The organism is Streptomyces sp. NPDC086787 (assembly GCF_044745865.1).
In the GTDB taxonomy this organism is placed as follows: Bacteria; Actinomycetota; Actinomycetes; order Streptomycetales; family Streptomycetaceae; genus Streptomyces.
This window is the reverse complement of record NZ_JBIVBC010000001.1, coordinates 1223437-1241899: the sequence shown is the minus strand read 5'-3', so window position 1 is coordinate 1241899 and position 18463 is coordinate 1223437. Positions and strand designations below refer to the sequence as shown.

Below are 18463 nucleotides of genomic sequence, written 5' to 3'. Positions count from 1 at the left end.
GCGCCCACCGCGCCCTCCCTCTGGCCTTCAACCCGTGACATCCCGTACGAGAGGACCTCTTCCCATGGCCGATGCCCCCGCCGGCAAGGTGACCTTCGTCGGTGCCGGCCCCGGCGCCGCCGACCTGCTGACGTTCCGTGCGGCGCGTGCCATCGCCGAGGCCGACGTGGTGATCTGGGCGGCCAGCCTGGTCCAGGCGGAGGTCCTCGAACACGCCCGCGAGGACGCGGAGATCCTGGATTCCGCGACCATGTCCCTGGAGGACGTGGTCACCGTCTACCGGCGCGCCCGGCACGAGGAGCTGCGGGTGGCCCGCATCCACTCCGGTGACCCGGCCCTGTGGGGCGGCACGCAGGAGCAGCTGGACCGGTGCGCGGAGCTCGGCATCGCGACGGAGGTCGTGCCCGGTGTGTCCGCGTTCTCGGCGGTCGCCGCGCTCGCTCAGCGCGAGCTGACCATCCCGGAGGTCGCGCAGTCCGTGATCCTCACCCGGCTCGGCGGCGGCAAGACGCCGATGCCGCCGGGCGAGGAGGTGCGCGAGTTCGCCCGGCACGGCACCACCATGGCGGTCTTCCTGTCAGCGGCACGCAGCGGCCAGCTGGTGCGGGAGCTGCTGGAGGGCGGCTATCCGACCGGTACACCGGTGGTGGTCGCCTATCAGGCGACCTGGCCGGAGGAGCTGGTCGTGCGGTGCACGATCGACACGCTGGAGGAGACGGTCAAGGAGCACAAGCTCTGGAAGCACACCCTGTTCCTGGTCGGGCCGGCGCTGGACGCGCACGGCACCCGCTCGCACCTGTACCACCCCGGTCACTTCCACGGCTACCGCAAGGCGGACCCGCAGGCCCGGCGGGCACTGCGCGAGCACGGAGCGAGCAGTTGATCACGGTCGTCGGCACGGGGACGGGCGCCGCGCCGGTCCCCGACGACCTGCTCGCCGGGGCAACGCTGGTGGTCGGCGGACGGCGGCATCTGGACGCCGTACGGCTGCCCGCGGGCGCCGAACGGGTGGTGCTCGGGCCGCTGGCGCCCGCGCTGAACCGGATCGCGGAGTACGCCGGCAAGGAGCTGCCGGTGCTGGTGCTGGCCTCGGGGGACCCGGGGTTCTTCGGGATCGTGCGGGCGCTGGCGGAGCGGTTCGGGGCGGGGCGGCTCGATGTGCGGCCCGGTGTCTCGTCGGTGGCGGCGGCGTTCGCCCGGGTCGGGCTGCCCTGGGACGACGCGGTCGTGGTGAGCGCGCACGGACGTGATCCGCGTACGGCGGTCAACGCGTGCCGGGCGCATCCCAAGGTGGCGGTGCTGACCGGGCCGGGGACCGGTCCGGCCGAGCTGGGCGCGGCGGTGCCCGGGGACAGGGTGCTGGTGGTGGCGAGCGCACTGGGAGATCCGGCGCACGAGCGGGTAGAGCGGGTGACGCCCGCCGAGGCGGCCGCCCGGGACTGGGGCACGGCGGTGAGCGTGGTGCTGTGTCTGGACGAGGAGCGGGCGCTGGGCGCGGTACGGACCGTTGCCGGGGGGCGTTCGGCGCCTGCCGGGTGGGCCCTGGACGAGGGGGCGTTCACGCACCGGGATTCGATGATCACCAAGTTCGAGGTGCGGGCGCTGGCGCTGGCCAGGCTCGGGCCTCGGCTCGGTGACCTGGTGTGGGACGTCGGCGCCGGTTCGGGGTCGGTGGCCGTCGAGTGCGCGCGCCTCGGCGCCGCCGTCGTCGCGGTGGAGCACGCCGCCGACGGGGTCGAACGGGTGCGGGCCAACGCGGCGGCGCACGGTGTGGACGTGCGTGTGGTGCACGGCCGGGCCCCCGAGGCGCTGTCCGGGCTGGCCGATCCCGACGCCGTGTTCATCGGCGGCGGCGGTGCCGAGCTGCCCGCGATCGTGACCGCGTGCGCGCGGCGGGCCCGGCGGGCGGTGGTGGTCGCGATGGCCGCGCTCGACCGGGTACCGGCGGCGCGTGCGGCGCTGACCGGCTCCGGGTTCTCCTGCGACGGCGTGCTGCTCCAGTCGTCCCGGCTCGCACCGCTGCCGGGGGACGTGACCCGGCTCGCCGCGACGAACCCGGTGTTCCTGCTGTGGGGCGAGAGGCTTCCGGCAGGTGTCGCACAGGACGAGCAGGACCAGCAGGACCAGCAGATCAAGGCAATCGAGGGAGTGGATCGGTGATCGGCCTCATCTCCGCCACGGCGGCGGGCACGGCTGCGCGGGACCGGCTGGCGGACGCCTGGCCGGACCGTACGCGGGTGTACGAGGGTCCCGTAGGGGACGCCGTACGGACCGCTTTCGGGGAGTGCGAGCAGTTGGTGTGCTTCCTGGCCACCGGGGCCGTGGTGCGCCTGCTGGCACCGCTGCTGGACGGCAAGGCGAGTGACCCCGGTGTGGTGTGTGTGGACGAGGGCGGGCGGTTCGCCGTGTCGCTGCTCGGCGGGCACGGCGGCGGAGCCAATGAACTCGCGCACGAGGTGGGGAGGTTGCTCGGTGCGCAACCGGTGGTGACGACCGCGACCGACGCGGCCGGGCTGCCGGGCCTCGACACCCTCGGGTTGCCGTTCGAGGGATCGGTGGCGACCGTCTCCCGGGCCCTGCTGGACGGTGAACCCGTCGCGCTGGAGGCGGAGGTGCCGTGGCCGCTGCCCGCGCTGCCGACCTCGCCACGGGGGTCGTACACGATCCGGCTGACCGACCGGGCGGTGGTGCCCGGTGAGCGGGAGGTGCTGCTGCGGCCGCCGTCGCTTGTGGTCGGTGTCGGCGCGTCGAAGGGCGCTCCCGCCGAGGAGGTGCTGGAGCTGATCGGGGACGCGCTGCGGGACGCCGGGCTGTCCCTCGCGTCGGTCGCCGAACTCGCCACGGTGGACGCCAAGTCGGACGAGCCGGGCCTGGTGGCCGCCGCCGAGCGGCTCGGTGTGCCACTGGTGACGTACCCCGCCGGGGAACTGGCGAGGGTCGAGGTGCCCAACCCGTCCGAAGCCCCGCTGGCCGCCGTGGGTACGCCGTCCGTCGCGGAGGCCGCCGCTCTCGTGCGCGGCGGCGAGCTCCTCGTCCCCAAGCGCAAGTCCGGGGCGCGGCCCGCGATGGCGACCTGCGCGGTGGTACGGCGGCCGGCCCGGGGGCGGCTCGCGGTGGTCGGGCTGGGTCCCGGCGCCCGTGATCTGCTCACCCCGCGTGCCGAGGCGGAGCTGCGGCGGGCGTCCGTCCTCGTGGGTCTCGACCAGTACGTGGACCAGATCCGTGACCTGCTGCGGCCGGGCACCCGGATCCTGGAGTCGGGTCTTGGCGCCGAGGAGGAGCGGGCGCGCACGGCGGTCGCCGAGGCCCGTGCCGGGCACGCGGTCGCGCTGATCGGCAGCGGGGACGCGGGCGTGTACGCCATGGCCTCCCCCGCGCTCGCCGAGGCGTCCGACGACATCGACGTGATCGGGGTGCCGGGGGTGACCGCGGCGCTGGCGGCCGGGGCGATCCTGGGCGCGCCGCTGGGCCACGACCATGTGTCGATCAGCCTGTCGGACCTGCACACTCCGTGGGAGGTCATCGAGCGGCGGGTGCGTGCGGCGGCCGAGGCGGACATCGTGGTGACCTTCTACAACCCGCGCTCGCGGGGCCGCGACTGGCAGCTGCCGAAGGCCCTCGCGATCCTCGCGGAGCACCGGGAGCCGGCCACGCCCGTCGGTGTCGTACGCAACGCCTCGCGGCCGGACGAGTCCAGCCGGGTGACGACACTGGCCGCCCTGGACCCGGCGACGGTCGACATGATGACGGTCGTGACCGTGGGCAACACGGCGACCCGAAACATCGCGGGCCGCATGGTGACGCCACGCGGCTACCGCTGGCAGGAGGAGCCCAAGTGACCCTCGCAGGCGACCCGGTGGCCCGGGTGGTTCATCCGATCGAGCAGGAGTCCTTCCGGCGGCTGCGCGCCCGCCTGGACACCTCGCACTTCCCGCCGCTGACCCGGGCGGTGGTGGAGCGGGTCATCCACTCCGCCGCCGACCTGGAGTACGCCACCGACCTCGTGACGGCCGAGGCCGACCTGGTGGCCGCGCACACCGCGCTGCACGCCGGGGCACCGGTGGTCGTGGACGTGGAGATGGTCGCGGCCGGTATCACCCGGCGGGAGACCGTCTGCCGGCTGAAGGAGGCCGGGGCCGGGCCGGGGCTGACCCGTTCGGCGCACGCGGTGCGGCTGGCGTACGAGCAGGTCGGGCCGGGGGCGCTGTGGGTGATCGGCTGTGCGCCGACCGCCCTGGAGGAGCTGCTCACGCTGGACGCCTCCCCCGCGCTGGTCATCGGTCTGCCCGTCGGCTTCGTCGGCGCGGCCGAGTCCAAGGCGGCGCTGCGCGAGAGCGGACTGCCCGCCGTCAGCAACGTGTCCGAGAAGGGCGGTTCGGCGGTCGCGGCCGCCGCGCTCAACGCCCTGCTGTACCACCCGATTTCCACCGAGGAGAACCCGTGACCACCCAGCCGCCCGCCCTGCTCATCGCCGGTCACGGCACCCGGGACGACGCCGGAGCCGAGGCGTTCCGCGCCTTCGTGCGGGAGCTGGGCCGCCGACACCCCGAACTGCCCGTCGCGGGCGGCTTCATCGAGCTGTCCCCGCCGCCGCTGGGCGAGGCCGTGACCGAGCTGGTGGAGCGGGGCGTACGCCGGTTCGCCGCCGTTCCCCTGATGCTGGTGTCCGCCGGGCATGCCAAGGGTGACATCCCGGCCGCGCTGACCCGCGAGAAGGAGCGGCACCCCGGGATCACGTACACCTACGGCCGCCCGCTGGGCCCGCACCCGGCGCTGCTGAACGTGCTGGAGCGGCGCGTCGACGACGCGCTCGGCGGCGCGGACCGGTCCGAGGTGACGGTGCTGCTGGTGGGGCGCGGCTCGACGGACCCGGACGCCAACGCCGAGGTGCACAAGGCGGCCCGGCTGCTGTGGGAGGGACGCGGGTACGCGGGCGTGGAGACGGCGTTCGTGTCGCTGGCCGCGCCGGACGTGCCGAGCGGGCTCGACCGTTGTGTGAAGCTCGGGGCGCGCCGGATCGTCGTACTGCCGTACTTCCTGTTCACCGGCATCCTGCCCGACCGGGTGCGACACCAGACGGAGGGCTGGGCGGCCGCGCACCCGGACGTCGAGGTACGGTCCGCCGACGTGATCGGGCCGGAGCCGGAGCTGCTCGACCTGGTGATGGAGCGGTACGAGGAGGCGGTCCGGGGCGATCTGCGGATGAACTGCGACTCGTGCGTGTACCGGATCGCGCTGCCGGGCTTCGAGGACAAGGTGGGTCTGCCGCAGCAGCCGCACTTCCACCCGGACGACGACGGTCACCACCACCATGACCACGGCGGCCACGCCCATGCGCACTGAGGACCCCGACGGCCCGGCCGGCCACGATCTTCGGCACCACGGCGACGCCGAGGTCCGTGGCGACGGGTCGGCGCTGGTCGACCTGGCCGTCAACGTCCGGGCCGGCACGCCTCCGACATGGCTGCGGGACCGGATCGCCGCGTCCCTGAGCGGTCTCGCGGCTTACCCGGACGGCCGGTCCGCTCGGGCGGCGGTGGCGGCCCGGCACGGGCTGCCGACGGACCGGGTGCTGCTGACGGCGGGCGCGGCCGAGGCGTTCGTGCTGCTCGCGCGCGCCCTGAAGGTGCGGCGGCCGGTTGTGGTGCATCCGCAGTTCACCGAGCCGGAGGCGGCATTGCGGGACGCCGGTCACACGGTGGACCGGGTGCTGCTGCGTGCGGCGGACGGCTTCCGGCTGGATCCGGCGGCCGTCCCCGAGGACGCCGACCTGGTGGTGATCGGCAATCCGACGAACCCGACGTCGGTACTGCACCCGGTGGCCGCGATCGAGCGACTCGCCCGCCCGGGACGGGTGCTGGTGGTCGACGAGGCGTTCATGGACGCGGTGCCGGGCGAACGGGAGACACTGGCCGGGCGGACCGACGTACCCGGCCTGGTCGTGCTGCGCAGCCTGACGAAGACCTGGGGCCTGGCGGGCCTGCGCATCGGCTACGTCCTGGCGGCCCCGGAGACGGTGGCGGAACTGGCACGGGCCCAGCCCCTGTGGCCGGTGTCCACCCCCGCGCTGGCGGCGGCCGAGGCGTGCGTGGCCCCGCAGGCCCTGGCGGAGGCGGCCCACGCGGCCCACCGCATCGCGGCGGACCGCGCCCATCTCGTCGCGGGACTGCGGGAGTTCACCTCGGCGGGACTGTGGGTGGTGGACCCCGCGGAGGGCCCCTTCGTGCTGATCCGGCTCCCGCGGGCATCCGCCGTGCGCCGCCGCCTTCGCGACCTCGGCCACGCCGTCCGGCGTGGGGACACTTTCCCGGGGCTGGACGGGGACTGGCTGCGGCTGGCGGTGCGGGACCGGGCGACGACGAACGGCTTCCTTCAGGCACTGCGCCGGTCACTCGAGGCCGGGCCCGGCGGCACCGGCCCGTCCGGCTCCTGAGGATCCCCCGGGACGGGAAGGGGCAGGGCGGCGGGGGCCGGCCTCACCCCCGGCGCCGGGCGAACGCCACCGCCCCACCGCCCGCCAGCAGCAGCGCGCCCGCCCCGCCCGCGATGTACGGCGTCAGGGAACTGCCCCCCGTCTCGGCGAGGTCGGCCTTGGCCGGGGCACCCTGCGGCTTCACGTCGGTCCCCTGGTCGGTGTCCGCCGGCGCGGACTCCGCGGGCGCGGCGGGGCTCTCACAGGTCGCCCTGGCGAGGGTCACCGTGCCCTCGACATCGGCCACGTTGAGCTTGAGCGGGTTGACGGAGATCCTGAGTTCGAGCGCGGTGGCCGCGGCGGTGGCGGACGTGGTCCGCCGCTCGGAGAGGCCGAGGTGCACCTCACCGACGCCGGGCACCTTGACGTCGGTCGGACCGCTCGCACTCACCGTCACCCGCTTGCCGAGCACCGTCACCGTGCCCGGCACGTCGGCGGAGGCGACCGGCCGGCCGCCCGTCTCGCAGGTCGCCTGTGCGGTGACCGCGTCGACCTCGATGAGGGAGAGCAGCGGCAGGCCGGGGACGTGCAACCGGGCGTGGGCGATGCGGACGGAGCCCTCGGCACGATCCGCGGACACCGTCGCCCTGGCCGAGGCGACGTCCGCGGCGAGGACGGCGAACGGCTTGCCGTTGTTCACGCCGTCGAGCTGGGCGGTCAGCGCGGTCCTGTCGGCGCTCCGCGGCGCCTGGACCTCGTTGAGGGAGACCGCGAGCGGGACGTTCACGGTCTTGTTGAGCAGGGAGACGTCGAGCCCGGTGCGCAGGACGACGGCGCTCGCGCGCCCGTGGTCGTCGGTGGCGTGCGCCGGTACCGCGCCCGCGAGCGCCGTGGGACCCGCCGCGAGGGCGGCGGCGGTCACGACGGTGGCGAACCGGCGTGCGGGCATACGGAAGTTGTGGCCGTTCACGGTGTGGAACCCCTCTGGACAAGCTGGACAAACCTTGCTTGGGACCCGGCAAGAATTACGCACTATGAGTGAACGGTCAGCAATCCTGGGTTACTTCACTCCTTAGAGGGCATTCCGTGAACCCTTTCGAATCCCCCGGCACAGGCGTTCCCCGCACTCCCATGCGCCTCTTTGCGTCTCTGTGCTCCTCCATGCGCCTCTACTCAACGATTCGGCCGTTCAGCACCACCCGTCGCGGCGCGGCGAGCACCCCCACGTCCGCCCGGGGATCCGCGCCGTACACCACCAGGTCTGCCGGGGCACCCTCCTCGAGGCCCGGCCGTCCGAGCCAGGTCCTGGCCGCCCAGGCCGTCGCGGACAGCGCTTCGAGCGGCGGAATCCCGGCGGTGACCAGTTCGGCGACCTCGCCCGCGACCAGTCCGTGCGCGAGCGAGCCGCCGGCGTCGGTTCCGACGTACACCGGGATCCCCGCGTCGTAGGCGCCGCGCACCGTGTCGTAGCGCCGCTCGTGCAGCCGCCGCATGTGTGCCGACCAGCGCGGGTACTTCTTGTCACCGCCCGCGGCGAGCCGGGGGAAGGTCGCGATGTTGACGAGGGTCGGGACGATCGCGACACCGCGCTCGGCGAACAGCGGGATCAGGTCCTCGGTCAGGCCGGTCGCGTGCTCGATGCAGTCGATGCCCGCCTCGACCAGGTCGCGCAGGGAGCTCTCGGCGAAGCAGTGCGCGGTGACCCGGGCGCCCAGCCGGTGCGCCTCCGCGATCGCCGCCTCGACCTCCTCGCGCGGCCAGCAGGCCGACAGGTCGCCGAGGTCGCGGTCGATCCAGTCGCCGACCAGCTTGACCCAGCCGTCGCCGCGCCGGGCCTCCTGGGCGACGTAGGCGACCAGTTCGTCCGGCTCGATCTCGTGGGCGTAGTTCTTCATGTACCGGCGGGTGCGGGCGATGTGCCGGCCGGCCCGGATGATCTTCGGGAGGTCCTCCCGGTCGTCCACCCAGCGGGTGTCGGAGGGGGAGCCCGCGTCCCGGATCAGCAGGGTGCCCGCCTCCCGGTCGGTGAGGGCCTGCTTCTCCGCCACGTCCGCGTCGACCGGACCGTGGGCTCCGAGGCCCACATGGCAGTGGGCGTCGACCAGTCCGGGCAGGGCCCAGCCCTCGACGCCGACGACGTCCCGGGCGCCGGCCGGACGGTCGTAGGAGATCCGCCCGCCGACCACCCACAGCTCGTCGCGGACCTCGTCCGGACCGACGAGGATCCGCCCCTTCACATGAAGCACCGCGTGATCACTCATGTACGGCACCTTAGTGAGGGGGTCAACAGCTACGGCCTGCCGTCCCCGTCCTCGACCACCCCGCCCGGGGTCCCCTCCTCGACGTCCGCCATCGCCGGGTCGAGGAGCCTGGACAGGAAGTGCCTGGTGCGTTCGTGCCTCGGGGCGCCGATGACCTGATCCGGGGTGCCGTCCTCGACGACGACCCCGCCGTCCATGAAGACGACCCGGTCGGCGACCTCGCGGGCGAAGGTCATCTCGTGGGTGACGACCATCATCGTCATGCCCTCGTCGGCGAGCATGCGCATCACGGCGAGTACGTCCCCCACCAGCTCGGGATCGAGCGCGGAGGTCGGCTCGTCGAACAGCATCACCTCGGGGCCCATCGCCAGTGAGCGGGCGATGGCGACACGCTGCTGCTGCCCGCCGGAGAGGGCGGACGGGCTGGCGTCGGCCTTCTCGGACAGGCCGACGCGGGTCAGGTTCTCGGCGGCGATCCGCGCCGCCGTCGCCTTGTCCCGCCCGAGCACGCGGCGCTGCGGGAGGGTGAGGTTCTCGGTCACCGACAGGTGGGGGAACAGGTTGAACTGCTGGAACACCATGCCGATACGGCGGCGCACGGCGTCGATGTCGACGTCGGGATCGGTGACCTCGGTGCCGCCGACGAAGACCTGGCCCCTGGTGGGTTCCTCCAGGAGGTTGACGCACCGCAGCAGGGTCGACTTGCCCGAGCCGGACGGGCCGATCACACAGACGACCTCGCCCCGGGCGATCTCCAGGTCGATGCCCTTGAGCACCTCGTTGTCGCCGAAGGACTTGTGCAGACCTCGGACTTGGATCTCCGGGCGGGTCACCGGACGGCCTCCTGGCTCTTGGACTCCATACGGCGCACGACGAAACCGAGCGGGATCGTCACGAGCAGGTAGCACAGGCCCGCGACCAGGATCGGGGTGGAGTTGGCCGTCGTGCTGGCCAGGTCGCGGCCGAACTTGGACAGTTCGCGCTCCTCCAGGGTCACACCGAGCAGCAGCACCAGGGAGGAGTCCTTGAAGAGCATGATCAGCTCGTTGGTGAGCGGCGGAAGGATGATCCGGAACGCCTGCGGGATGACGATCGAGACCATGGCGCGGGCGGGTGAGAAGCCCAGCGAGCGGGCGGCCTCCACCTGTCCCCTGGGTACCGCCTGGATGCCTGCGCGGAAGGTCTCCGCCATGTAGGCGGCGCCGATCAGACCGAGTCCCAGGGCGGCCTTGCCGTAGGTGCCGCCGGGGATCTCCGTGCCGGGGAAGGCGAGTGGGACGGCCACACCGATGAAGATGAAGATCAGCAGGGCGGGCAGACCGCGGAAGATCTCGATGTAGACGCTCGCGACCCAGCGGTAGGGGCCCACGGAGGACAGTCGCATCAGCGCGACGACCAGTCCGAGCGCCACACCGAGGACGAAGCCGGACACCGTGTACAGCACGGTGTTCTTCAGCGCCAGCGTGATGACGTCGGGGAACATCTGCTTCGCGATGTCGGGCTGCGCGAACTGGTTCTGGAGCCGCCCCCAGTCCGCCGTGACCGCGAAGGCGATCACGGCGGCGACGAAGACGGCGTACTGGACGCCCCGGGACAGCCGGCGCTTCTGGCGCCGGGTCAGCCCCTTCTTCTTCGGCTGGACCTGTACGTCTGTGTCGGCCATGGGGTCAGGCGGCGGGGGCGGAGGCGGCGGGAGAGGCGGCGGCGGACGCGGGGTAGGGCCCGATCCACTTCTCGTAGAGCTTCTTGTACGTGCCGTCGGCCTTCGCGTCCGTGAGCGCCTTGTTGATGGCGGCGAGGAGCTTGGTGTTGCCCTTCTTGACCGTGAAGCCGTACTGCTCACCGGTGTTGAGGTTGTCGACCACCTTGAAGGCGTCCGCGTTGGCCTTGTCCTTCAGCCAGCCCTGGACCACCGGGTAGTCGATGACGACGGCCTGGACCTGGCCGGTGCGCAGTCCGTTGAGGACCGCGTCGGAGGACTCGAAGGAGACCGGGTCGTAGCCCTTGCCCTTCGCGTACTCCTCGCCGGTGGTCTGCGCCTGCGCGCCGAGCTTCTTGCCCTTGGCCTTGATGTCGGCGAGCGAGCCGATGCCGCTCTTCTTGTCGACCAGGACGGCCTGGGTGGCGTCGAAGTACGGGTCGGAGAAGTCGACGTTCTTCTTCCGCTCGGGCGTGATGGTCATGCCCGCGGCGGCGAGGTCGCACTGGCCGGAGTTCAGGAACGCGCCGGTCTTGAAGTTCTCGAACGGGGTGTCGAGGACCTTCTGCTTCACTCCGAGGTTCTTGGCGACGAGGTCGATCAGCGACACGTCGAAGCCCTGCACCTTGCCGTCGATCTCCGACTGGAACGGCGGATACGGCAGGTGGGTGCAGGTGGTGAGCTTCCCGGCCCTGACCACGGGGACCCCACCGGCCGCCTTCCCGGGCCCCTCGTCCCCCGACGAACAGGCGGTCACCAGCACGAGCCCAGCCGTCACACCGGTTACGGCCAGCGCACGGGCCCGGCGCCCGAGGAGCTTGTTCACGAGGGGGTACCTCCTGTTGTGGGGTAGCTGTGCTTCCGCTTACGCGGCTTCCGATTATAAGGAAACGTTTGGGTTCCTCAAACCATTCCGATGGCCACAGGGTCACATGACCTACGAAATCACACTCGAAGGACATCTCCACACAAGTCGGGCACGACGCTTCGCAACGCCGGGGCGACGTCGAGGGGACGTCGGGGCGGGCGCCGGGGCATGAGGGGACATCCGAGAAAGGGCAGGGAATGCGCAATTGAATTGCAGCGCTTTTCGGCGATAGCTTTCCCGAGTGCTTCTGCCCGCTTTTCGCAGAGCTAAACAGGGCTGATTTCCTCCAGGTTTCAACCCTGTGACACACTCCACATATGCACACTCTTTGTCCGGTTTTCTACCGGTACAAATCACCACATACGGCCATCCAGCACTTGGGGGACCAACCCACCCGCCCGTGCATTTTTGCATTTGCCTCGCTAAATTCAAGCCGCATGACTGCCGCACAAGCAGACCTGCTGATCGACCGGCCGGAGGTTACGGACGGGGCGGCGCTCTGGCGTCTTGCCAAGGATTCCGGAACCCTCGATCTGAACTCCTCCTACAGCTACCTCCTGTGGTGCCGCGACTTCGCGGCCACCTCGGCGGTGGCCCGTGGCGCGGACGGCACGCCCGTCGGCTTCGTGACCGGATACGTCCGGCCGGAACACCCACAGACCCTGCTCGTCTGGCAGGTGGCGGTCGACGCGGCCCACCGAGGACGCGGTATCGCCGCCGCGCTGCTCGACGGGCTGACCGCGCGGCTCGGCGCGGAGCGCGGGATCACCTCCGTCGAGACGACCATCACACCGGACAACACCGCCTCCGACCGCCTCTTCACCTCGTACGCCGAGCGTCACGGTGCCTCCGTCTCCCGCGAGGCGCTGTTCGACGCGGGCCTGTTCCCCGACGGCCCCCACGAGCCCGAAGTGCTGTACCGCATCGGGCCGCTGACCCCCCACCCGTCGCACTGAGGAGCCAATCACCGTGACCATCACCCAGCCCGACCTGAGTGTGTTCGAGACCGTCGAGTCCGAGGTGCGCAGCTACTGCCGCGGCTGGCCCACGGTCTTCGACCGCGCGCAGGGCAGCCTGCTGTTCGACGAGGACGGACACCGGTACCTCGACTTCTTCGCCGGTGCGGGCTCGCTCAACTACGGACACAACAACCCCGTTCTCAAACGGGCACTGATCGACTACCTGATGCGTGACGGGATCACCCACGGGCTCGACATGTCCACCACGGCGAAACGTTCCTTCCTCCAGGCCTTCCAGGACCTGGTGCTGCGGCCGCGCGACCTGCCGTACAAGGTCATGTTCCCGGGCCCGACCGGCACCAACGCCGTCGAGTCCGCGCTGAAGCTGGCCCGGAAGGTGAAGGGACGCGAGGCGATCGTGTCGTTCACCAACGCCTTCCACGGGATGTCGCTGGGCTCGCTGGCCGTCACCGGCAACGCCTTCAAGCGGGCCGGTGCCGGGATACCGCTCGTGCACGGCACTCCCATGCCTTTCGACAACTACTTCGACGGCACGATCCCCGACTTCCTGTGGTTCGAGCGGCTCCTGGAGGACCAGGGCTCCGGACTCAACAAGCCGGCCGCCGTGATCGTGGAGACCGTGCAGGGTGAGGGCGGCATCAATGTCGCCCGGCCCGAGTGGCTGCGCGCCCTCAAGGAACTGTGCGAGCGGCAGGACATGCTCCTGATCGTCGACGACATCCAGATGGGCTGCGGCCGTACCGGCGCGTTCTTCTCCTTCGAGGAGGCGGGCATCACGCCCGACATCGTGACCGTCTCCAAGTCGATCAGCGGCTACGGCCTGCCCATGTCGCTGTGCCTGTTCAAGCCCGAGCTCGACGTCTGGGAGCCGGGCGAGCACAACGGCACCTTCCGCGGCAACAACCCCGCGTTCGTCACCGCCACGGCGGCCCTGGAGACGTACTGGGCCGACGGCTCCGCCATGGAGAAGCAGACCCGGCTGCGCGGGGAGCAGATCGAGCAGGCGCTGATCGCCGTCACCGAGGAGAACCTCGCCGACGTCAAGGAGTACCGCGGGCGCGGGCTGGTGTGGGGCATGGAGTTCCACGAGAAGGGCCGGGCCACGCGGATCGCCCGGCGGGCCTTCGAACTCGGGCTGCTCATCGAGACGTCCGGCCCGGAGAGCGAGGTCGTCAAACTGCTGCCCGCCCTCACCATCACCCCCGAGGAACTGGACGAGGGACTGAGCGTCCTCGCCCGGGCCGTCCGGGAAACCGCCTGACCCGTCAGGAAACCGCTACCGAGGAGGAAGTGCACCACCGTGATCGTCCGATCTTTCAAGGACATCGAAGGCACCGACCGGCACGTCAAGGCCAAGTCCGGCACCTGGGAGAGCAAGCGCATCGTCCTCGCCAAGGAGCGGGTCGGCTTCTCCCTGCACGAGACCGTCCTGTACGCCGGGACCGAGACGTCGATGTGGTACGCCAACCACATCGAGGCCGTCGTCTGCGTCGAGGGCGAGGCCGAACTCACCGACCGTGAGACCGGGAAGACGTACACGATCACCCCCGGCACCATGTACCTCCTCGACGGGCACGAGCGGCACACGCTGCGTGTCAAGGAGGACTTCCGCTGTCTCTGCGTGTTCAACCCGCCCGTGACCGGGCGGGAGGACCACGACGAGAACGGTGTCTATCCCCTGCTCACCGAACCCGAGGAGGTGTGACACCCATGACGACCGTCACCGACCTGTACCCCAGCCGCGGTACCACCGAGGTGGCCGTACCCCGTCGCGACCCGGTGCTCTGGGGCTCCCCCGACACTCCCGGTCCGATCCCGGCCGTCGAGCTGGAGGCGTTCGAGCGCGACGGCTTCCTCTCCGTCGAGCAGCTGATCACCCCGGACGAGGTCGAGGTCTACCGGCGTGAACTCGACCGGCTGGTCACCGACCCGGCGATCCGGGCCGACGAACGGTCGATCGTCGAGCCGCGGTCCAAGGAGATCCGCACGGTCTTCGAAGTCCACCGGATCAGCGAGCTGTTCGCGCACCTGGTGCGCGACGAGCGCGTGGTCGGGATGGCCCGGCAGATCCTCGGCTCCGATGTCTACGTCCACCAGTCCCGGATCAACGTCAAGCCGGGCTTCGGGGCGAGCGGCTTCTACTGGCACTCGGACTTCGAGACCTGGCACGCCGAGGACGGTCTGCCGAACATGCGGACGGTGTCCGTCTCGATCGCGCTGACCGAGAACCACGACACCAACGGCGGGCTCATGATCATGCCGGGCTCGCACCGCACGTTCCTCGGGTGCGCGGGAGCCACGCCCGAGGACAACTACAAGAAGTCGCTGCAGATGCAGGACGCGGGCACACCGTCCGACGAGGCACTGACCGCCATGGCGAGCGAGCACGGCATCCGGCTCTTCACCGGCAAGGCCGGGTCCGCGACCTGGTTCGACTGCAACTGCATGCACGGCTCGGGCGACAACATCACGCCGTTCCCGCGCAGCAACGTGTTCATCGTGTTCAACAGCGTGGAGAACAAGGCGGTCGAGCCCTTCGCGGCTCCGGTGCGGCGGCCGGAGTTCATCGGGGCACGGGACTTCACGCCGGTGCGCTGAGCGCCGGCCCCGGCCCCGCCGCTACAGCCAGGCCAGTGCGGCCGCCCGCTCCAGGACGTGCCGGACGGCCCGTTCGTCGCCCGTGCTGTGGCGCGGGACCGCGTCAGGGGTCTGCCGGCCGCCCACGAGCAGACAGAGGTCGACGGGGTCGAGGGCGAGTTCGGCACACACCGGACCGTCCGCGCCGTCCCCGCCCCCCAGGACCCACTCCTCCCCGCCGGTGACCGAGAGGCGCACCGGCGGGGAGGAGGTGGTTCCGGGAGCAGTCATGCCGAGAACCCGGACGGCCAGCCGGACCAACCGGCCCAGATGGTCCTCGGGTGGCGGCGGTACGGCGAATCCGAGGGCGCGGCCGATGTCGCCGGTGTGGATCCAGGTCTCGAAGGCACGCACCAGGAAGTGGTCGGCGACCGGCAGCCGCACACCCGTCAGCGTCACGGTCCGCGCGGCGGGCGCGGGGTCGCGGGCCTCGGGCGTGCCGAGCAGCGCGTCCGCCTGCGCGGACCAGCTGCCGACGGTGTGCCGGGGGGTACGGCCGTGCTCGTGTGCGATGACGTCGGCGGTCCGCCTGCTCCAGGCGTCCTGCCAGCGGGTGTCCGGGACGGCGGTGAGCGGTGCACGCGCGCGCAGACCGAGCGGCAGGGCGAGGTGCTCGTCGGCGGCGAGCAGATGCGCCACGGTGTCCCGTACGTCCCAGCCGTGGACGACGGGCGTGTCCCAGCGCCCTTCGGCCTCGCGCAGGAGCGCGGCGAGCCCGGAGACGGCGGCGGCGTAGGGGGCGGCGTGTTCCGCCACCCGGTGTGCGGCGGGGCGCCGCCGGGCAAGGGCGGCCGCGAGCACACCGTCGGCGGAGCGCTCGGCGGTGTCCCGGGCACCTGTGCCGTCGAGGAGCCGTACCGTCTCCCGCAGCCGTTCCGCCTCCGCGGCGCAGGTCCCGCACTCGGCCAGGTGCGGGGGGACCGTGCGTTCCTCCGCCGGCGGCAGGGCGCCGAAGGCCCAGGCGGCCAGCAGGTCGCGTACGCCGTCGTGTTCGGTCGTCACCGTGCGCCTCCTTCCCCGGTCATGATGCGCCCCTCCAGCGGATCGGCAGGCTCGGCGAGGAACGCGGCGAGTGTCCGCAGCGCGGTGCGCAGCCTGGTCTTCGCGGTGCCCTCGGGGATGCCGAGTTCCACCGCGGCCTGCCGGTAGGTGCGGCCCGCGAAGTAGGCGAGGTGGATGACCTCCCACTGGGGCTGCGGGAGTTCGGCGAGGGCACAGTGCAGCAGCCGGCGGCGTTCACGGTCGACGACCGTCTGGTCCGGGCCGGGTCCGGGCTCCGGGATGGCGTGCAGGGTCAGCTCGTCGGCGCGTACGTCCCGGCGGTGCCGGGCCTCGCCCCGCACCCAGTCGACGGCCCGCCGGTGGGCGAGCACGGACAGCCAGGTGCGCAGCGAGCCCCGGCGTGCGTCGAAGGCGTACGGTCTGCTCCACAGGCCGGCGAAGACCTCCTGTGTCACCTCTTCGGCGGCGCCCGGGCTGTGGGTGACCCGGGCGGCGATCCGCCGTACCAGATGGCCGTACGCCGTGTATGTCTCGGTCAGCGCCGACCCGTCGCCGTACACCAGCCGCCGGTGCAGCTCGGCGTCGTCCGGCGTCCTGTCCGTGTCGTCCGCGGAGTCCCTCACCGGCACCACCCCCCGGTGCCTTTCCTAGCGGTCCGGGGCGGCCCGCGCCAGAGGGTCAGCCCGACAGGACGTCCAGCAGCCGGTCGACGTCGGCAGACGTGTTGTACAGGTGGAAGGAGGCACGCAGGTTGCCCGCGCGGTTGGCCAGTTCGATGCCCGCCCGGGCCAGGTCGGGCTGCCGGCCGCCGAGTCCGGGCACGGAGACGATCGCCGAGCCGGGCGCGGGCAGCGCCTCGTGGCCGAGGGCGGCGAGACCGGTGCGGAAGCGGTCGGCGAGGGCCAGGTTGTGCGTGTGTACGGCGTCCACGCCCAGCTCCTCGACCAGGGCGAGGGAGTGGCGCAGCCCGGCGTAGGTGAAGAGGGCGGGGCTGGTGTCGAACCGGCGGGCGGAGTGGGCGAGCTCCTGGACCGGGCCGTAGCAGCTGTTCCACGGCTCCTCCGCCGCGACCCAGCCCGCCGTCAGCGGCCTCAGCTCACCGAAGTCCTCCGGTACGACGAGGAAGGCGGCCCCGTGCGGGCCGAGCAGCCATTTGAAGGTGATGGAGACGGTGAAGTCGTACCGGTCAGACTCGATCGGCAGCCAACCGGCCGCCTGGGAGAAGTCGATGTAGGTGCGCGCCCCGTGCGCGCGGGCCGTCTCCCGGAGCGCGGTCAGGTCGGCGACGCGCCCGTCCGCGGACTGCACGGCGCTGACCGCCACCAGGGCGGTGCCGGGGCGGACGGACTCGGCGAGCCGCTCCAGCGGTACGGCGCGCACCTTGAGATCGCCCCGGGCGTGGAAGGGGTTCACCACGGAGGTGAAGTCGTCCTCGGCGGTGAGGACTTCGGCGCCCGCGGGCAGCGCCGCGGCGACCAGCGCGGTCTGCGCGGCGACCGAGGCACCTGCCGCGACCCGGGTGACCGGCACGCCGGCCAGCCGGGCGAAGGAGGCGCGGGCCGTCTCCACGTCGGCGAACAGCGGGTCCAGCGGCCTGCCCTCGGCCCTGATGGCCACCGCGTCTCGCAGGGCGGCCACGGTACGGGCCGGGAGGAGCCCGGTGCTGGCCGTGTTCAGAAAGGTGTTCTTCGGGGCGAACTCGGCGCGGACGAGGGTCTCGAAGGTCGTCTCCATGGGACAACTCTGCGGCCTGCGTGGCCTCTCGTCCATTTCCGATTTCTACGCGGTCGACCCAAGGAGCACTTATATGTCAGCGCTCACCTGCGGTTTGCCGGCTGTCGGCCGGTCCTGGGGCACCTGGCACCCGTCCGGGCCACAGGCGTCGGCGGCGGCCTCGTCGAGGATCTTCAGCGCGGGACGGTCGCCCCAGGCCCGGGACAGCGCCTGGGCGAAGACCTCCGCGGGCTGGGCACCGGACACACCGTAGGCACGGTCGAGGACGAAGAAGGGCACACCGTTCGCGCCGAGCTGGGCCGCCTCGCGTTCGTCGGCGCGGACCTCGTCCGCGTAGGCGGCCGGATCGGCGAGCACCGCACGGGCCTCGTCGCCGTCGAGCCCCGCCTCGACGGCCAGTTCCACCAGCCGCTCGTCGCCCTCGCCGAAGACGGACCTCTCCTCGGCGAAGTTGGCGCGGTAGAGGATCTGGATCAGCTCGTCCTGCCTGCCCCGCTCCTTGGCGAGGTGCAGCAGACGGTGCATGTCGAAGGTGTTGCCGTGGTCGCGGTCCCGGGTGCGGTAGTCCAGCCCCTCGGCGGCGGCCTGCGCGCCCAGGTTGTCCTCGCCCGCCTGGGCCTGTGCCTCGCTCATGCCGTACTTGGCGGTGAGCATGCTCAGCACCGGCTGGACGTCGCCCTTGGCGCGCCCCGGGTCCAGCTCGAAGGACCGGTGCACCACCTCGACCTCGTCACGGTGCGCGAAGCCCGCCAGCGCCTTCTCGAAGCGTGCCTTTCCTACGTAGCACCAGGGACAGGCGATGTCGCTCCAGATCTCGACGCGCATGCTGTCGGCTCACTCCACTTCGTGCGGGTTGCGGACGGAGACCGC

At 72.0% G+C, this 18463-nt stretch carries 19 protein-coding genes; 10 read left to right on the top strand and 9 right to left on the bottom strand.

Annotated elements, in window-relative coordinates:
- Positions 1–64: 64 nt before the first annotated feature.
- The 6 genes from cobM to cobC are packed head-to-tail and all read left to right on the top strand — an operon-like array spanning position 65 to position 6433.
- The gene (gene cobM, locus ACIPK3_RS05770; RefSeq protein WP_402566752.1) at positions 65–883 is read left to right on the top strand and encodes a precorrin-4 C(11)-methyltransferase; all 819 of its coding nucleotides are present in this window, start codon (positions 65–67) and stop codon (positions 881–883) included.
- On the top strand, positions 880–2160 hold the full coding sequence (gene cbiE, locus ACIPK3_RS05765) for a precorrin-6y C5,15-methyltransferase (decarboxylating) subunit CbiE (RefSeq protein WP_402566751.1): 1281 nt from the start codon (positions 880–882) through the stop codon (positions 2158–2160). Before cobM ends, cbiE begins: the two co-directional genes overlap by 4 nt.
- The gene (cobJ, locus tag ACIPK3_RS05760; RefSeq protein WP_402566750.1) at positions 2157–3839 is read left to right on the top strand and encodes a precorrin-3B C(17)-methyltransferase; all 1683 of its coding nucleotides are present in this window, start codon (positions 2157–2159) and stop codon (positions 3837–3839) included. The genes cbiE and cobJ overlap by 4 nt, the downstream gene beginning before the upstream one ends.
- A gap of 17 nt (positions 3840–3856) precedes the next feature.
- Entirely contained in the window at positions 3857–4444 is a 588-nt protein-coding gene (locus ACIPK3_RS05755; protein WP_402566868.1) for a precorrin-8X methylmutase, read from the top strand.
- Entirely contained in the window at positions 4441–5343 is a 903-nt protein-coding gene (locus ACIPK3_RS05750) for a sirohydrochlorin chelatase (protein WP_402566749.1), read from the top strand. The genes ACIPK3_RS05755 and ACIPK3_RS05750 overlap by 4 nt, the downstream gene beginning before the upstream one ends.
- Positions 5333–6433, top strand: a complete 1101-nt coding sequence (gene cobC, locus ACIPK3_RS05745; RefSeq protein WP_402566748.1) for an Rv2231c family pyridoxal phosphate-dependent protein CobC — start codon at positions 5333–5335, stop codon at positions 6431–6433. Before ACIPK3_RS05750 ends, cobC begins: the two co-directional genes overlap by 11 nt.
- Positions 6434–6476: 43 nt before the next feature.
- On the opposite strand, the gene ACIPK3_RS05740 is transcribed toward cobC, so the two are convergent.
- From ACIPK3_RS05740 to ACIPK3_RS05720, 5 genes are all read right to left on the bottom strand, one after another.
- A complete protein-coding gene (locus tag ACIPK3_RS05740) occupies positions 6477–7382 on the bottom strand; it encodes an SCO1860 family LAETG-anchored protein (RefSeq protein WP_402566747.1) in 906 nt (301 codons plus the stop codon).
- Between the two features lie 199 nt (positions 7383–7581).
- Positions 7582–8673 carry an amidohydrolase family protein gene (locus ACIPK3_RS05735; RefSeq protein ID WP_402566746.1) on the bottom strand — a complete coding sequence of 364 codons (1092 nt, stop codon included), beginning with the start codon at positions 8671–8673 and terminating at the stop codon, positions 7582–7584.
- Between the two features lie 29 nt (positions 8674–8702).
- Positions 8703–9506, bottom strand: a complete 804-nt coding sequence (locus ACIPK3_RS05730; RefSeq protein WP_402566745.1) for an amino acid ABC transporter ATP-binding protein — start codon at positions 9504–9506, stop codon at positions 8703–8705.
- Positions 9503–10336: an amino acid ABC transporter permease gene (locus ACIPK3_RS05725; RefSeq protein WP_402566744.1), complete on the bottom strand. Its 834-nt coding sequence runs from the start codon at positions 10334–10336 to the stop codon at positions 9503–9505. Before ACIPK3_RS05725 ends, ACIPK3_RS05730 begins: the two co-directional genes overlap by 4 nt.
- A 4-nt stretch (positions 10337–10340) precedes the next feature.
- Complete coding sequence (locus ACIPK3_RS05720) at positions 10341–11198, bottom strand: transporter substrate-binding domain-containing protein (protein WP_402566743.1); 858 nt, start codon at positions 11196–11198, stop codon at positions 10341–10343.
- Between the two features lie 479 nt (positions 11199–11677).
- Here ACIPK3_RS05720 and ectA point away from each other — a divergent pair, with 479 nt between their 5' ends.
- From ectA to thpD, 4 genes are read left to right on the top strand one after another with little or no spacing between them, the layout of a single operon-like run.
- Positions 11678–12196, top strand: coding sequence for a diaminobutyrate acetyltransferase (gene ectA, locus ACIPK3_RS05715; protein WP_402566742.1), 519 nt, complete (start codon positions 11678–11680; stop codon positions 12194–12196).
- Between the two features lie 13 nt (positions 12197–12209).
- The gene (gene ectB, locus ACIPK3_RS05710; protein WP_402566741.1) at positions 12210–13481 is read left to right on the top strand and encodes a diaminobutyrate--2-oxoglutarate transaminase; all 1272 of its coding nucleotides are present in this window, start codon (positions 12210–12212) and stop codon (positions 13479–13481) included.
- A 39-nt stretch (positions 13482–13520) separates the two neighbouring features.
- Positions 13521–13925 carry an ectoine synthase gene (locus ACIPK3_RS05705; protein WP_402566740.1) on the top strand — a complete coding sequence of 135 codons (405 nt, stop codon included), beginning with the start codon at positions 13521–13523 and terminating at the stop codon, positions 13923–13925.
- A gap of 5 nt (positions 13926–13930) precedes the next feature.
- Positions 13931–14818 (top strand): ectoine hydroxylase, encoded by an 888-nt coding sequence (gene thpD, locus ACIPK3_RS05700; RefSeq protein WP_402566739.1) that lies wholly within the window; start codon positions 13931–13933, stop codon positions 14816–14818.
- A gap of 21 nt (positions 14819–14839) precedes the next feature.
- Here thpD and ACIPK3_RS05695 read toward each other — a convergent pair whose 3' ends face one another.
- The 4 genes from ACIPK3_RS05695 to ACIPK3_RS05680 form a co-directional block, all read right to left on the bottom strand.
- Positions 14840–15859: a maleylpyruvate isomerase family mycothiol-dependent enzyme gene (locus ACIPK3_RS05695; RefSeq protein WP_402566738.1), complete on the bottom strand. Its 1020-nt coding sequence runs from the start codon at positions 15857–15859 to the stop codon at positions 14840–14842.
- Entirely contained in the window at positions 15856–16491 is a 636-nt protein-coding gene (locus tag ACIPK3_RS05690) for an RNA polymerase sigma factor (RefSeq protein ID WP_402566737.1), read from the bottom strand. The genes ACIPK3_RS05695 and ACIPK3_RS05690 overlap by 4 nt, the downstream gene beginning before the upstream one ends.
- A gap of 46 nt (positions 16492–16537) precedes the next feature.
- Complete coding sequence (locus ACIPK3_RS05685) at positions 16538–17593, bottom strand: aminotransferase class V-fold PLP-dependent enzyme (RefSeq protein WP_402566736.1); 1056 nt, start codon at positions 17591–17593, stop codon at positions 16538–16540.
- 69 nt (positions 17594–17662) lie between these two features.
- The gene (locus ACIPK3_RS05680) at positions 17663–18418 is read right to left on the bottom strand and encodes a DsbA family oxidoreductase (RefSeq protein WP_402566735.1); all 756 of its coding nucleotides are present in this window, start codon (positions 18416–18418) and stop codon (positions 17663–17665) included.
- Positions 18419–18463: the final 45 nt, after the last annotated feature.

Bases quoted from the DNA above. Each gene is read 5' to 3' on its own strand.
- cobM (WP_402566752.1), top strand. From the start codon at position 65: ATGGCCGATGCCCCCGCCGGCAAGGTGACCTTCGTCGGTGCCGGCCCC.
- cobC (WP_402566748.1), top strand. From the start codon at position 5,333: ATGCGCACTGAGGACCCCGACGGCCCGGCCGGCCACGATCTTCGGCAC.
- ectA (WP_402566742.1), top strand. From the start codon at position 11,678: ATGACTGCCGCACAAGCAGACCTGCTGATCGACCGGCCGGAGGTTACG.
- ACIPK3_RS05735 (WP_402566746.1), bottom strand. From the start codon at position 8,673: ATGAGTGATCACGCGGTGCTTCATGTGAAGGGGCGGATCCTCGTCGGT.
- ACIPK3_RS05725 (WP_402566744.1), bottom strand. From the start codon at position 10,336: ATGGCCGACACAGACGTACAGGTCCAGCCGAAGAAGAAGGGGCTGACC.
- thpD (WP_402566739.1), top strand. From the start codon at position 13,931: ATGACGACCGTCACCGACCTGTACCCCAGCCGCGGTACCACCGAGGTG.
- ACIPK3_RS05680 (WP_402566735.1), bottom strand. From the start codon at position 18,418: ATGCGCGTCGAGATCTGGAGCGACATCGCCTGTCCCTGGTGCTACGTA.
- ACIPK3_RS05685 (WP_402566736.1), bottom strand. From the start codon at position 17,593: ATGGAGACGACCTTCGAGACCCTCGTCCGCGCCGAGTTCGCCCCGAAG.